The sequence below is a fragment of the Novosphingobium sp. NPDC080210 genome (genome assembly GCF_050281025.1).
Classification (GTDB): domain Bacteria; phylum Pseudomonadota; class Alphaproteobacteria; order Sphingomonadales; family Sphingomonadaceae; genus Novosphingobium.
Map to the genome: position 1 here is coordinate 389,465 of NZ_JBNNWL010000001.1, position 13,257 is coordinate 402,721.

15 protein-coding genes are annotated in these 13,257 nt (G+C 61.2%); 9 read left to right on the plus strand and 6 right to left on the minus strand.

Translation table 11 applies throughout. From position 1 onward, the window contains the following. Nucleotides 1–5: 5 nt before the first annotated feature. The 4 genes from ACQKOE_RS01895 to ACQKOE_RS01910 form a co-directional block, all read right to left on the minus strand. A complete protein-coding gene (locus tag ACQKOE_RS01895; protein ID WP_427511302.1) occupies nucleotides 6–1,229 on the minus strand; it encodes a hypothetical protein in 1,224 nt (407 codons plus the stop codon). Nucleotides 1,230–1,364: 135 nt separating this feature from the next. Beyond that, nucleotides 1,365–1,847 (minus strand): hypothetical protein, encoded by a 483-nt coding sequence (locus ACQKOE_RS01900; protein ID WP_427511303.1) that lies wholly within the window; start codon nucleotides 1,845–1,847, stop codon nucleotides 1,365–1,367. A 239-nt stretch (nucleotides 1,848–2,086) separates the two neighbouring features. After that, complete coding sequence (locus ACQKOE_RS01905; RefSeq protein WP_427511304.1) at nucleotides 2,087–2,638, minus strand: DUF2062 domain-containing protein; 552 nt, start codon at nucleotides 2,636–2,638, stop codon at nucleotides 2,087–2,089. A gap of 162 nt (nucleotides 2,639–2,800) precedes the next feature. Beyond that, nucleotides 2,801–3,013: a hypothetical protein gene (locus tag ACQKOE_RS01910; protein ID WP_427511305.1), complete on the minus strand. Its 213-nt coding sequence runs from the start codon at nucleotides 3,011–3,013 to the stop codon at nucleotides 2,801–2,803. Between the two features lie 145 nt (nucleotides 3,014–3,158). On the opposite strand from ACQKOE_RS01910, the gene ACQKOE_RS01915 reads away from it, so the two are divergent. Further along, nucleotides 3,159–4,124: a serine hydrolase gene (locus ACQKOE_RS01915; protein WP_427511306.1), complete on the plus strand. Its 966-nt coding sequence runs from the start codon at nucleotides 3,159–3,161 to the stop codon at nucleotides 4,122–4,124. On the opposite strand, the gene ACQKOE_RS01920 is transcribed toward ACQKOE_RS01915, so the two are convergent. Then, nucleotides 4,125–4,817 carry a response regulator transcription factor gene (locus ACQKOE_RS01920; RefSeq protein WP_427511307.1) on the minus strand — a complete coding sequence of 231 codons (693 nt, stop codon included), beginning with the start codon at nucleotides 4,815–4,817 and terminating at the stop codon, nucleotides 4,125–4,127. Next, the gene (locus tag ACQKOE_RS01925; RefSeq protein ID WP_427511308.1) at nucleotides 4,814–6,322 is read right to left on the minus strand and encodes a sensor histidine kinase; all 1,509 of its coding nucleotides are present in this window, start codon (nucleotides 6,320–6,322) and stop codon (nucleotides 4,814–4,816) included. Before ACQKOE_RS01925 ends, ACQKOE_RS01920 begins: the two co-directional genes overlap by 4 nt. A gap of 150 nt (nucleotides 6,323–6,472) precedes the next feature. Here ACQKOE_RS01925 and pal point away from each other — a divergent pair, with 150 nt between their 5' ends. The 8 genes from pal (at nucleotide 6,473) to ACQKOE_RS01965 (ending at nucleotide 13,250) form a co-directional block, all read left to right on the plus strand. Continuing rightward, nucleotides 6,473–6,997 (plus strand): peptidoglycan-associated lipoprotein Pal, encoded by a 525-nt coding sequence (gene pal, locus ACQKOE_RS01930; protein WP_427511309.1) that lies wholly within the window; start codon nucleotides 6,473–6,475, stop codon nucleotides 6,995–6,997. 28 nt (nucleotides 6,998–7,025) lie between these two features. Further along, nucleotides 7,026–7,301 (plus strand): hypothetical protein, encoded by a 276-nt coding sequence (locus tag ACQKOE_RS01935; RefSeq protein ID WP_427511310.1) that lies wholly within the window; start codon nucleotides 7,026–7,028, stop codon nucleotides 7,299–7,301. Nucleotides 7,302–7,343: 42 nt separating this feature from the next. Beyond that, nucleotides 7,344–8,528 carry a Na+/H+ antiporter NhaA gene (gene nhaA, locus ACQKOE_RS01940; RefSeq protein WP_427511311.1) on the plus strand — a complete coding sequence of 395 codons (1,185 nt, stop codon included), beginning with the start codon at nucleotides 7,344–7,346 and terminating at the stop codon, nucleotides 8,526–8,528. A 19-nt stretch (nucleotides 8,529–8,547) separates the two neighbouring features. After that, nucleotides 8,548–9,240, plus strand: a complete 693-nt coding sequence (tolQ, locus tag ACQKOE_RS01945; protein ID WP_427511312.1) for a protein TolQ — start codon at nucleotides 8,548–8,550, stop codon at nucleotides 9,238–9,240. Further along, nucleotides 9,240–9,719, plus strand: a complete 480-nt coding sequence (locus ACQKOE_RS01950) for an ExbD/TolR family protein (RefSeq protein ID WP_427511313.1) — start codon at nucleotides 9,240–9,242, stop codon at nucleotides 9,717–9,719. Before tolQ ends, ACQKOE_RS01950 begins: the two co-directional genes overlap by 1 nt. A 776-nt stretch (nucleotides 9,720–10,495) precedes the next feature. Beyond that, nucleotides 10,496–10,807: a hypothetical protein gene (locus ACQKOE_RS01955; protein ID WP_427511314.1), complete on the plus strand. Its 312-nt coding sequence runs from the start codon at nucleotides 10,496–10,498 to the stop codon at nucleotides 10,805–10,807. Further along, nucleotides 10,804–12,159: a Tol-Pal system beta propeller repeat protein TolB gene (gene tolB, locus ACQKOE_RS01960; protein ID WP_427511315.1), complete on the plus strand. Its 1,356-nt coding sequence runs from the start codon at nucleotides 10,804–10,806 to the stop codon at nucleotides 12,157–12,159. Before ACQKOE_RS01955 ends, tolB begins: the two co-directional genes overlap by 4 nt. Further along, complete coding sequence (locus ACQKOE_RS01965; RefSeq protein WP_427511316.1) at nucleotides 12,156–13,250, plus strand: 2OG-Fe(II) oxygenase; 1,095 nt, start codon at nucleotides 12,156–12,158, stop codon at nucleotides 13,248–13,250. Before tolB ends, ACQKOE_RS01965 begins: the two co-directional genes overlap by 4 nt. Nucleotides 13,251–13,257 lie beyond the last annotated feature (7 nt).

A 13,257-nucleotide genomic window follows, 5' to 3' on the forward strand; every position in this document is an offset into this window, starting at 1 on the left:
ACAGTTCACCAGTATGAGTTCGGGTAGAATCCGCGATCATCGTCGCTACCGAACACGTTTTGCTCCCGAAACAGTTCGTCCAAACCGACTGCGCTCAAACTGCGATCCGCAGAAGCAAGCTTCTTTCTGGTCCAGGCCACGAACTCGGAAACCCTGATGCCCTGATCGTCCGCAAGTTCTTCCTCCAGCCTTTCGACAAAGTTCCTCAAGCGATCCCTGTGTTCAAGGCGAGCGAGCACATCCTCGAGAACCTTGCTTCGGCGGTCGTCTATGTAGGCCAGCCGCTTGGCTTCGATACGCCGTTGTTTGGCTTCCTCTTCCCGAAGACGAGCTACCTCGGCCTTTTTGTCATCCTCGACCTTGGCTGCTGCCAGGACGGCGAGCCCTACAGCAATGTCTGGCGCCAGATTCTCAAGTCGTTGGAGCTTGGCATCCTTGAATGCTCTGCGAACCTGCGACGCATACCTTAGATGAATATCAAACTCGAAGGCCAGCTGACCGGTGGGCACATAGTCCCATTCCGGTCGTCCAAAACTAAAGCTGTGAGGCGTCCAATCGCTGCGGCTCCAATCCCGCGATCGCCGTCGTTGGCGACGCTCGTCTTCGGCGATCTCCTCAGGTGTCAGAACATGCTTGATGCGTTTGTAGGCTTCCTTGATGGCGAACGGGATAGCCACGGAGCCGTTGGTGAAAGTCGCCTTGCTTGCCTGTGCGGAAAGCTCAAATCCTTGGGACCTGGCGGCAGCTACGATCTGGAGGAGACACAACTCTGCCCGGTCGATTGAAGCCGGAGCCATTTCGAGATGGACATATCCGTCCGACGAAAGGGTGACGAGGCCGGTGTTCCCGGGCTTTGCCTTTCGCAGCTTGTCGAAGCTCTTTTTCACCAAGGGGTGCGAGAGCACCTCTCCCGACAGATCGAGTTCGGACGCCTTTACGCGTGCTTGTTCTCGTGCCGACGCCAAGTTGTCAGGTTCTTGCCGGACCTCACCACTCGCTATGACGACTGTGAGGGCCACCCCAGCTTTGGCCTTCGGAAGCGGGATTTGCTTCACTTTGTGGCCGGCGGCATGCTTGGCCCACCAGCCGAGGGGCGGGTTGGGGATATCATGCTTCCTGCAGATCTTGTGAAGCGCAACGTCTGACAGTCTGAAGTCCTTGGCTAAGTGCGTCATCGGCTTCGACCAAACCAGTTCGTAGAATTCTTCGCGCGTAAATCTCTGACTCATCTCGGTTAGGTTCCAGTCACGCAACCAAGATCCCAACAAAGGAGGATGTCCTCCCTTATTGGAAGGGCTCTATCAGATTCCATGCTTGGCTTTTTCGAGTCTCAAGATTCGCTACAGCATCTCGGCCTTTTGCCCTTAGCGGCGGCAAGGCCGCCCCTCGTACTGGCGACGATGAAATGCGTACGCTCGCCCATTCCAACGCTCCACCGGGAAGCAGAAGCCTGGTCCACCAATTTCTATATCAGGCCAGCCACCAACGCCCTTGGTTGCAAGAAACGTCGCCATGCCTGTGCGGGACGCCATCAGCCTCCAACTGCCATTGGCTTGCTTGCTGACCAATTCGAACCCGGTGCCTGTCATACCAAAGCAGAATGTGCTGCCCTCGGTGATGACCGCCTCCGGGAGGCCGTCGCCGTTGAGATCCTTCACCTGCTCCACGGACCCTGCCGTATAGCCAGCCGTGCCGGGGTCGTCGCATTTGCGCCATTGCCCGCCAGCTCGGGTGTATCCGGCTGCACGAAATGCTGCCGCCTGATCTGCGCTCGGCAATGCTGTCTGAGCAATGGCCGATGGGGCGGCAATGGTTATCGACATGGCGAGAATGGGAATGATGCGCATGGTCAATTCTCCCGGGGTGTAATCCTTCCAGACCAAAGTTCGATGGTCGGCCGCCACTCGCTGAAGGGGATCCGGGGGGACTGAGGCCGACCATCGAATTGAGGTGATCGTTGCTTTGGCAGGGTGGCAACGAGCCCTGGAGGATTTCCTCCTTGAGCATGTATTGGTTACCGCAGCTCGGCGACAGTGGCACCTAAAAAGGTCATAATAGAGATCACGCGACAATGTCGGTGGCTTGGTTATGTTTCGTTTGGAGATTGGCAATCAGCTTCCCTGAGGAGGAGGCGAGACCGCCATTGGCGCGCCAGCGACAGCCGCCATGTGAGGTGAACCACGCCAAAGCCGACAGTGGCCGAGACGGTCGCAAACAGGAGGAGACCGGCGATTGTGGGCAGCGAGGCCCCCATCACCAAGCCGAGCATCGACGTCGGCGCGTCGCTCGCCGCTACAGGTATGGCGCCGGTCCCGCCAGATGAGCCAAGCAGAAGGTTGCCTACGCGAAACGCGGCATAGTAGATCGGGGGGAAGGTGAACGGATTTGTGACCAACGTCGCCAGCGCTGCAACGAGGAGGTTCCCGCGCGCAGAAGCAGCGAGAAGGGCCGCGACGACAATCTGCCCGATCGGCAGGACAAATCCCACGAAAAGCCCCAAGGCGATACCGCGAGCTACGTTGCGGCGGTTGAAGTGCCAGATGACGGGATGCGTCAATCGGTGCGCAACAGGCCTAAGCCAGCGGTTGGCGAGCAGAGCTTCACGCTCGGGAGAAATCCGCTTGAACCATTTCCTCATGTAGACGGCCTGCCATCAGGTTTAGATGCACCGCCATGCCGCGCGTCAAACATGGGTCGTTTCCAGGCAGGGATTGGATCATCTGCCTGCGCGCAGGACTGCTGCGCCAAAACGAAGGCCAAATCTCATGGGAGAGTTGACCTTCGGTTGGTCAACCTTGCGTCACTTGCCCTTTTTGGCACCCTCTTCGGCCTTGGGCGACGCAACAGGCGCAACCATCGCGGCGGCACTGTCCGAAGCATCGGGGGCCATTTCTGCAGCTTCGCTGGCATCGTCTGCCTGAGGCTGCGCATCGGTGTTCTTCTTGCAGGCCGTGAGGCTCAAGCCCAGGGCGACAACGCCCGCGACCAGCATGCTCTTCGAGATTACCTTCATTTCAGTCACCCTCCTCAGTTGAAGATCGGATTTGATGCGTGATCTACCGGGTGGGAATCGGACTGGCACCTAAAAAGGTCATAGTAACCCTTGCGCGCAAACGGGCCGAATAGGGGGCAATGTCGAATTATACCGCTCATTGACCATGTTCTGGAAGAAGCAATCCCAGGAACCTGCCGGTGGCAAGCCGGCTCTGATCTGGTTGATCATGCTGATCGGGATCGCGCTCGCTATCGTTGCCCACTCGGTATTCGGCAGCACGGCCAAAATTGTCCCGGTTCAAGAGGCAATCGCTGATCGACCGTTGGGCACATCGGCTCCCGCAGAAAGCGCGGAACCCCCGCAAGGCCTGCAGTCGCGACTGGAACAACTCACCGCTACGTCGCCGGGCAAGGCTGCTGTCCTGGTGAGAGCGATCGACGAACAATGGGTCGCAGGCGTCCGCGGCGCCACAACGTTCCCGCAGGGTAGTCTGCGGCGCATCTGGTTGGGTGCTGCGCTGCTCGAAGCCGTCGATCATGGCGATATATCGCTTGATCAACGGGTGCCGCTTCTTGCCAGCGGTTCACACCGTTCGGCGCAGAGTGAACAGGTCCGATCCCTGCTTCGAAAGGCAGTCGCTGAAGATGACCGCGTGGCGCAGGATGAAATCCTTGCCGGCCTGACAGGACCTGCAGGAATGGCCGCATGGCTGGAGCGCCGCGAATTTGGCGAAGTGGCTTTCGGTCCTTCGAACCGGGATCTGGCGCGACCTGGCCCAGCCAAGGCTGCGCGAGGCACTCCTCCTGATGGCGCCACCCCGGATGGCATCGCGTTTGCCTTGGGGGAGCTGTTTGCAGGCAAGGTGCTCAACGAAGAGACCACAGCGCTCCTCTTGCAGCAGTTTGCGCCGCATCAAGGGATTGAGGATGCGGCGGGCTGGCAGACCTTGCGGCTGACGGGCACCTCGCCCTTGATCGGACCCGTCGCTTCGGCAGGAGGAATCGCACTTGTCCGCGCGCGAACCGGACAACGCTACGTCGTTGTCGTGTTTGTCTCGGGCCGGGGGGAGCTTTCCCGAAACCGTGACAGGTTGCTGGCCGACGCCGTTGCAACTCTGCAGCAGTACTGATCAGACCGGATCGCGCACCAGCAATCGATAGCCTACCCCCGGCTCGGTTACGATGAGCTCGGGCTCGGATGGGTTCTCCTCAAGCTTCTGGCGCAGGAGGCCCATATATACCCGCAGGTACTGCAAATCCGAGGTTGTATTGCCCCATCCGGCCGTCAGCAGCCGTTTGTGCGTGACGACCTGCCCGGCGTTGCGGGCAAGGGCGTGGAGCAGCATATATTCCTTGGGCGAGAGCTTGATCGGCTCGCCCATCAGTTCGACCTCGCGTTTGGCGAAGTCGATCCGCAGTGGACCACCTTCAAATACGGCTGCATTTGCTGGCTGCGCCAGCGAACGGCGCACGGCCACGCGCATGCGGGCCATCAATTCGCCGATCTCGAAAGGCTTGTTGACGTAGTCGTCCGCGCCTTCGTCGAGAGCCGCAATCTTTTCGGCTTCCTGGTGCCGTGCCGAGATGACGATGATCGGAACCTGACTGGATTCGCGAATAACGCGGATGACGTCCTTGCCGTCCATGTCGGGCAGACCAAGATCAAGCAGGACCACGTCGGGATCCTTCGCGATCACGCCGCTGATCGCTCCGTTACCATCGGTCGCGACGGTGACGGTGTAGCCGGCAGCCTTGAGCGCTGGTTGCAGTACAGTAATCAGGGCCGGTTCGTCATCGACCAGCAGCACATGCCCCTGCATCATGCCTTCGCCTCGCTGACGATTGGCAGCGTGATCGTCACAGTTGTTCCTTTCCCGCCGATGACCGGCGAGGTCAAATCGATAGTCCCGTCAAAGGCTTCGACAAATCCCTTGGCGATCGCAAGCCCAAGTCCACTGCCCTGGGGAGAGGTCTCGCTACGCTTGACCCGATAGAACCTTTCAAACACGCGGGCCTGCTCGGTTTCCGGAACGCCGCAACCTTGGTCGGTAATCGTCAGAACACAGCGGTTGCGATCGCCACTGCTCTGCACAAGGATAGGCTTTGCCGGCTCGCTGTAGATGAGAGCATTCTGGATGACATTGGTCAGCGCCAGTTCGAACAGGGCTGTATCCGCCGTGACTAGGATCTCTGGATCGGTCGAAGTGACGGAGATTTCCCGCCCAGCGAAGCGCGTCCGCAGCCTCTGGACGACCGAACGTATCACGTCGTTCACCGACAGGACTTGTCCAGCAATGCTCGGGCCGCCAGCCTGAAGACGGCTCAGTTCCAGCAAGTTCGCGGTGAACCGATTGAGACGCTCGCATTCATCGACGATCCCCTGGAGCAGAGTCTGCGAGGTTTCGTTATCAAATCGGCTGCCGAATTCGATCAGACTCGACGCCGAAGCGCTAATTGCGGTGAGCGGGGTACGCAGATCGTGACTGACCGAAGAGAGCAGCGCCGATTTGAGTTCCTCGGTGCGCACATTCGCCTCCGCCTCCGCAATGAGCGAGGCAAACCGGGCACGTTCGAGTGCCAATCCTACCAGACTGGCAAGTGCTTCCAGAAAGGCCTGATCGACCCGCGCGCCGCTCACGTTCTCGACGACGAGGGCCCCTACGCAGGAGCGGCTTCCATCCAGTCGAAACGCAATACTCTCGCCATTGCGCACGATGCCGTCACCTTCGATTGCCTGCCGGGCGAGCGCTAGGGCCTCGGGACGCCGATCCGAAGCGGGGAGCGCCTCGGTCGATCCGTCCTTGATGCCGTATAGCGAAAGCCTGAACCCCAGCCTCCCCGGCACGGTTGCGGCAAGTGCTGCTTCAACTGCGGCGACGTCGGGTGCGGCCTGGAGCATGCGACTGGTTTCAAGCAGACTCTCGAGCTGGAGATTGGTCCGGCCCAGCTGGAATGTCTTGTCCTTGAGCCTGCCGGCCAGAAGCCCGGAGACCACCGCGCACGCGGTAAAAATCACCGGCGGTGCGAGGTCTTCGCCGGTCGACATCCGGAATGTCAGCACCGGGTCGGCGAGGAAGAAGTTGAAAATGGCTGCGGCCAGTACCGAAGCTATCAGCGCCGGGGTAAGGCCCGAGTTCGCACCGACCAGCGTGATGCCGAGTACAAAGATCAATCCCGACGAGACTTCGCCATCGAGCAAAGGCTTCAGGACGACTGCGAGGATCGCTGTGACCAGGAAGATGATTGCCGGGGTGCGCCAGGCCATCGCGCGCTGCAGACTGCTGCGGCGCAGCTCGTCGCGAAAGCTGGCTTCCGTCAAAAACTGCATAGCGGACAAATTCTCTCAGACGCTTATTGAATACGGTGCCTTCTGCGCTTCGTGGATACGGTGCGTCCATGCATAAAAAACCTATAATACCGCGCGCCTCGCAAGCTGGGCTAGGTCTTCGTGCAATTCACGGACAGGAGATCCAGCCCCATGAACCGCACGCTTGCCATTACACTTGTTGCCGCCGGCGCCCTTGCCCTTTCTGCCTGCGGGCAGAAGCGCACGCCTGCCACGCTGCCGCCCGCTCCAGGCGGCGAGGTTTCAAGCACGGCCAACGATCCCAACTACGACGCCAACGGCAACTACATCGGCCCGGGCAGCCAGACCGACCTGCGCCGTTCCGCGGGCAGCGACCGGGTATTCTTCGACCTCGATTCCTACGGGCTGGATGACACTGATCGCGCGACCTTGACTCGTCAGGCTGCCTGGTTGGCGCAGTACCCGAATGTCAACGTCACGATCGAAGGCCACTGCGACGAGCGCGGCACGCGCGAATACAACCTCGCGCTTGGCGAGCGCCGGGCCAATGCGGCCAAGAACTTCCTGGCCTCGCTTGGCGTGGCACCGGGCCGGATGTCGGTGGTATCCTATGGCAAGGAGCGCCCCGAAGCGCTGGGTTCAGACGAGCAGTCCTGGGCACAGAATCGCCGTGCGGTCACGATGGTGATCCGCTGAGATCGTCAGGCTGCGCATGGCCTTGGCGATGAACAGCAGCACCGAGCGCGCCTTCCTCAGAGCACGAGAAATTCTGCGCAAGGAAGGCGCGCTCACCAGCGCCGAATGTAACGAACTGGAGGAGTTGTTTGACGAGGTAAGCGGCACGCAGTTCATGGCCCTGACGCAGGACCCTGAACACAGCCGCGCTCTTCGCGAATATGATCGGCATACCAGGCGACCGGCCATGCCGATCATCATCACCATGGTGGTCTTGCTGATCTTCAGCATTGCCATGGGCATTTACGTGTCCTTGCGGAATTAGCGACAGCTTGCCGCCGCAAGCAGATTAATCGGGAAGTTAACCATGAAGCAGCGCCTGCTTACCGGTCCCGTCCAGGCAGCGCGTGCGTTCTTTGCGACCGAGGCTGCGGGCGGCATTGTCCTCATTGCTGCCGCAGCTGCGGCCATGATCCTCGCGAACAGTCCGCTGGCAACGGGCTATTTCGGCCTCATCCATCACAAGCTTGGCCCACTCAGCGTCGGGCACTGGATCAACGATGCGTTGATGGCACTCTTCTTCCTGCTCGTCGGCCTCGAGGTGAAGCGCGAACTGCTGGAAGGTGAACTGTCGAGTTGGCAGGAGCGGCGGCTACCGGGCGTCGCCGCAATTTGTGGCGTCATTTTCCCAGCCCTGATCTACATCCTTTTCAACCGGAACAACCCGGCGGCGCATGCCGGTTGGGCCATTCCGACGGCGACCGACATCGCCTTTGCACTCGCAATCCTTGCCATAGTCGGTAGCCGCGCACCAGCATCACTCAAGATACTACTGACGGCGATCGCCGTCATCGACGATCTGATCGCGGTCCTGATCATCGCCCTCTTTTATAGCGGAACAATCGATCTCGTCCCCCTGTTCGGCGCGTTTGCCGTGCTGGCGATCATGCTGCTACTCAACTCGTTGCGGATTTCGTCGTTACTCGTACGCCTGCTTCTGGGCGTGGCGGTCTGGTCGGGTGTCCATGCATCCGGTGTCCACGCTACGGTGGCGGGCGTTCTGGTCGCGCTTGTTATCCCGATAAAGTCATTGTCGCCAAAGGCCGCCGATGAGCCTTCGTTGCTCCATAAGCTGGAGCATGGCCTTCATCCTTGGGTGGCCTGGTTGATCATTCCGCTGTTCGGCTTCGCCAACGCTGGTGTTTCCCTTGCTGGGGTAGCCCTCGAGGGCGAGACCGGCGACGTCGCACTCGGCATCGGCATTGCGCTCGTCCTGGGCAAGCTGCTCGGCATCTTCGGGGCAATCCGGATTGCTTGCGCGATTGGCTGGGCGCGGCGCCCGCGCGGCGCGAGTTGGCCGCAGGTCTTCGGCCTCGCTTGTCTGTGCGGCATCGGTTTCACGATGAGCCTGTTCATCGGACTTCTTGCGTTCGGCGAGGGGTCTGCCTTCGGCGATGCCACCAAGATTGGAATTCTTGCAGGCTCACTCGTCTCCGCGTTCGCCGGTTTTCTGGTCCTGCGTTTTTCGCACCCGTCCGCTCCTTCCCATTGATCCAAGGTCAATCCTGCCCATGCCCACCGATGCCGTTCCTGCCGTTACCGACTTCTCTCCGATCACGCTGTTCATGCAGGCGGACATTGTCGTCAAAGTGATCATGCTCGGCCTTATGGCCGCCAGCATCTGGACCTGGGCGATCATCGTTGCGCAGATCCTGAAAAACCGCAGGGCCCATGCGGCGAGCGACCAGTTCGAAGCGGAGATCAAGGAAGCCGGAATCACGAGCGAGAGCACGAAGCATCTCGGTCGTGACTCATCGCCTGCCGCTGCCTTGTTCAAGGCGGCGATGACCGAATGGACCAAATCGGTCCGCGCCAAGGCGAGCCTCGATAAGGACGCTGCGCGCGAGAGAATAGCCGACGTTCTCGAAGGTGCGATCGAAGGCGAGGTCGACCGCTTATCGGAACGACTGAATTACCTTGCGACGATTGGCTCGATCGCCCCGTTTGTCGGCCTGTTCGGCACGGTCTGGGGGATCATGCGCAGCTTCACTTCGATCGCTGCGTCCCAGAATACTTCGCTCTCGGTCGTCGCTCCCGGCATCGCTGAAGCCTTGCTGGCAACGGCAATCGGGCTGTTTGCAGCCATTCCTGCCGTCATTGCCTATAACCGCTTCGGCCACGGCGTGAACCGCTTCGAGGCCCGTCTTGTGCGCTTCGCCCGTTACCTGCGCGGAAACCTCAGCCGTGAACTGGACGCGCTCTGATGGCGGTCAATCTTTCTGGCGGCTCGGGCCGGGGTCGGAGTGGCTTCGGCGGGCGTAGCCCAATGTCCGAAATCAACGTGACCCCGCTCGTTGACGTGATGCTGGTACTGTTGATCATCTTCATGGTCACCGCGCCACTACTCAAGGCCGGAGTTCCGGTGAACCTGCCTGAGAGCAAGGCCAAGACGCTTGGCGATGAGAAGGATCAGGTGACGCTGAGCATGGCGCGCGATGGCCGGGTCTATCTCGACGACGTGGAAGTGGCTCCCGGTGAACTGTCCGACCGCCTTGCCGCCTTGCCCAGAACCGAGGCTGGAGAACCGCCGCTGATCACCCTGCGGGCTGACCGTTCGCTCGATTACGGGCGGATCATGGAAGTCATGGGCGAGCTCAACCAGGCGGGGTTCAATTCGATCTCGCTAATCACGCTCGCCTCGGGAGAAGCCCGCCCGCGCGCTCGGGAGAAGCAGGCGCAGTGAACAGCCTTGCTGCCCGGTCCATGCCTCCAGTGCCGAGTGACGAGCGCATCGGGCTCGCCGTGGCGGCCGGGCTGCACGCCTTGCTGCTTGCATGGCTGGCCTGGAAGCCGGTCTCAGTGGCTCTGCCGCCGCCGCCCGAGCGGATGACCGTGACACTGACGCAATCGGTGGGTCTGACTTCGACTTCGCCGGACCCGGCTGCTGAGGCTGCGCCGGACATTGCGCCGCAACTGGGCGAGCCGGCACCACCCGTCACAACCGCGCCGAAGGCAATCCCTGACATCGCGGCCAAAAGCGTGCCTGAACCGGTCCCCGCGAAACCTTCACCCATCGTAAAGGTGGAGCCGAACCCGAAGCCACAACCTTTGCCCAAGCCGACTGCAAGTCCGGTGGCGAAGCCAGATCCAGCGCCCCGTGTCGCTTCGCAGCCAGCCCCGCGCCCAGCCACTCCCGCACCCATGGCACCAACGCCAAGAGCTACACCGGTACCTCGCCCCAAACCGGTACCGACCCCAGCGCCACGCCCCGCGCCGGCTCCCACCGTTCGGCCGGCACCTGCTCCAGCACCCGCCCCGGCACGTCCGGCGGCACCGGCAAGCCGGATCGGCAACGATTTCCTCAAAGGCGTGCCTGCCCCGCGCTCAGGCAGCCAGACGGTGCGTCCCCCCGCGACGCCCGGGGGCAGCCGACTCGGCGAGGATTTTCTCAAAGGTGTCTCCGGCGCCCAAAACAGCGGAAGCGCTGCGACACCGACTGCCGCAGCAATCGGACCGGCAGTGCAATCGGCCCTCGCGGGTTCGATCTCGCGTCAGCTCAAGCCGCACTGGACCGTACCGCAAGGAGCGGATGCCGAGAAGCTGGTGACGATCCTGTCCTGGTCCCTCAATCGCGACGGCAGCCTGGCAGGCGCACCGCAAGTCGTTCGCCAGGAGGGCGTAACCGATGCCAACCGCGCCCAGGCTGCACGACATGTCGAGCAGGCCATCCGCGCGGTTCAGCTAGCGGCACCATTCAATCTGCCCGCCGAATATTATGATGCGTGGAAGCGCGTCGCCTCGTTCCGATTTGACAGAAAGTTGTCACAATGACGTTTCGCACCCTTTTCGCTCTCGCTTTGCTGGCCGCTGCTCCTGTTCAGGCGCAGCAGGCCGCCACGCCGCCGGTAGAAGAGGGCGGCCTGTCGGGCGCGGTTTCAGATGACAGCGAGTGGCAGGATCTGGGCATTGCGATCCCGGCTTTCGCAACCAATGCCGATGTGCCGACCCCGACAAGCGCTGGCTCCACCGCTTCGCTCGGACAGGCACTCGCCCAGATCATCACCGCTGACCTCAGGAACAATGGCCTGTTCAAGCCAGTGGGTCCCGAAAGCCTGCCCAGACCGGCATTCGAGCACGTCCAGGCACCAGAGTTCGCAATCTGGTCAGGACGCAGCGCGGAAATGCTTGTTCAAGGATATGTGCGCCTGAATGCCGACGGACAGCTGACCGTTGGCTGCTACCTCTACGACGTTGCACTGAAACAGCAGCTCGAGAAGGCAGGCTGGACGGTTGCTCCGGGCGAGTGGCGCCGCGCGGCGCATAAGTGCGCGGACATGATCTATGCACGCCTCTCAGGCGAAAGCCCGTTCTTCGATAGCCGCATAGCCTACATTGCCGAATCCGGCCCCAAGGACCGGCGGATGAAGCGGCTCGCCCTCATGGATTCGGATGGGGCCAATCACCGCTTCCTCACCACCGGGCAGGCGACCGCGCTCACGCCGCGATTTTCTCCGGACTACAAATCAATCCTCTACTTGTCCTATCTCGACGGCAAGCCGCGCATCTACGTCTATGATCTGACGACGAACTCGCAGCGCCTGGTCACACAAACGCTGGGACCAACCTTTGCCCCCCGCTGGTCGCCTGACGGGAAGTGGATCCTCTATTCGATGGCGACCGGCGGCAACACGGACATCTACAGAGTCCCCGCGAGTGGCGGCACCAGTCAGCGACTGACCGACACGCCAGGGATCGATATCGGCGGCAGCTTCTCGCCTGACGGGTCAAAAATCGTCTTCGAAAGCGATCGCTCCGGCAGTCAGCAGATATACGTGATGAACGCCGACGGCACCAACCAGCAGCGGATCAGCTTCTTCGGTGGCCGCGCTGCGACGCCTGAGTGGAGCCCGCGTGGCGATCAGATCGCCTTCACCCATATCGCCGGAAATTTTCGAATTGCTGTCATGAGTCCGGGCGGGGGAGAGCTCCGTTACCTTACAGATAGTTGGCAGGACGAGGCACCGAGCTGGTCGCCCAATGGGCGTATCATTCAGTTCTTCCGCACCGAGCGGGGCTCGGGCAAAGCCAGCATCTGGCAGGTCGACCTAACCGGTCGTAACGAACGGCGCTTGTCAACGCCCGGCGATGCTTCCGACCCGGCCTGGGGGCCGTTGCTGCCGTGACCGGCGGGGCCATGTCGCCATCGTGGGGCGAGCCGGTGCCATGGTTCAGGGCAAAGGCGCTTTCGGGCAATCCAGCCTATGCGCTCGATACGGCAGCCGGTCGGCCTATGCTTTTGCTATTTTTCGGATCAGCGGCCCAACCTGCCTGTGCCTCTGCCCTGGCGCGGGTTTCTGCGAACAGGGCTTTGTTCGACGACGTGCGCGGCTGCTTCTTCGGGGTCACTATCGATCCATCCGACGAAATCCAGGGGCGGATTGCCCAGCGAATTCCAGGCCTGCGCTTCTTCCTGGACTATGATCGAGCCGTGTCGCGTCTGTTCGGAGCCAGCGAAGGCGACGCCTACACACCATTCTGGCTTGTGGTGGACCGGCAATTGCGGGTCGCAGGACGGTTTAACCTCGCCGAAGCCGAGCAGGCCTTCGCCTGCTTTGCGGCTTTGACAAAAACTGCGGCTGAGAATGCAAGTGCTCCGGTCCTGATCGCTCCGAGTGTTCTGGAACCAGAGCTCTGCCAACATCTAATTGCCCTTTACGAGGTGAACGGAGGCGAAGAATCCGGGTTCATGCGCGAAGTCGAGGGCAAAACCGTCGGGCTGGTCGATCCCTCACACAAGCGTCGCGCTGACATGCAGATCGAAGACGAGGATCTGCGACGCGCTTTGATGGTGCGCATACATAATCGCCTTGTGCCGATGATCGAGCATGCGTTTCAGTTCCGGGCCACCCGTATGGAGCGGTATATCGTTGCTTGTTACGACAGCGCGGTCGGAGGACATTTCCGGCCGCACCGTGACAATACGACGAAGGGCACCGCGCACCGCCGCTTTGCAGTTTCCATCAACCTCAATGCTGACGACTTCGACGGCGGCGATCTGTGCTTTCCCGAGTTTGGTCCGAGGCTGTATCGCCCACCAACCGGCGGTGCCGTCGTCTTCTCGTGTTCGCTGCTTCACGAGGCGAAGCCAGTCACCCGTGGACGGCGCTATGCGTTCCTGCCTTTCCTGTATGACGATGCAGCGGCGATGATCCGCGAGCGGAACAATGCCTATCTGGGGGATAATGTGTCCGCCTATTCGCAGGAAGAGGGTTAGCGCGGAG

Excerpts from the sequence above, each read along its gene's own strand:
- ACQKOE_RS01895 (WP_427511302.1), bottom strand. The coding sequence starts at position 1,229 with ATGAGTCAGAGATTTACGCGCGAAGAATTCTACGAACTGGTTTGGTCG.
- ACQKOE_RS01900 (WP_427511303.1), bottom strand. The coding sequence starts at position 1,847 with ATGCGCATCATTCCCATTCTCGCCATGTCGATAACCATTGCCGCCCCA.
- ACQKOE_RS01905 (WP_427511304.1), bottom strand. The coding sequence starts at position 2,638 with ATGAGGAAATGGTTCAAGCGGATTTCTCCCGAGCGTGAAGCTCTGCTC.
- ACQKOE_RS01910 (WP_427511305.1), bottom strand. The coding sequence starts at position 3,013 with ATGAAGGTAATCTCGAAGAGCATGCTGGTCGCGGGCGTTGTCGCCCTG.
- ACQKOE_RS01915 (WP_427511306.1), top strand. The coding sequence starts at position 3,159 with ATGTTCTGGAAGAAGCAATCCCAGGAACCTGCCGGTGGCAAGCCGGCT.
- ACQKOE_RS01920 (WP_427511307.1), bottom strand. The coding sequence starts at position 4,817 with ATGATGCAGGGGCATGTGCTGCTGGTCGATGACGAACCGGCCCTGATT.
- ACQKOE_RS01925 (WP_427511308.1), bottom strand. The coding sequence starts at position 6,322 with ATGCAGTTTTTGACGGAAGCCAGCTTTCGCGACGAGCTGCGCCGCAGC.
- pal (WP_427511309.1), top strand. The coding sequence starts at position 6,473 with ATGAACCGCACGCTTGCCATTACACTTGTTGCCGCCGGCGCCCTTGCC.
- ACQKOE_RS01935 (WP_427511310.1), top strand. The coding sequence starts at position 7,026 with ATGAACAGCAGCACCGAGCGCGCCTTCCTCAGAGCACGAGAAATTCTG.
- nhaA (WP_427511311.1), top strand. The coding sequence starts at position 7,344 with ATGAAGCAGCGCCTGCTTACCGGTCCCGTCCAGGCAGCGCGTGCGTTC.
- tolQ (WP_427511312.1), top strand. The coding sequence starts at position 8,548 with ATGCCCACCGATGCCGTTCCTGCCGTTACCGACTTCTCTCCGATCACG.
- ACQKOE_RS01950 (WP_427511313.1), top strand. The coding sequence starts at position 9,240 with ATGGCGGTCAATCTTTCTGGCGGCTCGGGCCGGGGTCGGAGTGGCTTC.
- tolB (WP_427511315.1), top strand. The coding sequence starts at position 10,804 with ATGACGTTTCGCACCCTTTTCGCTCTCGCTTTGCTGGCCGCTGCTCCT.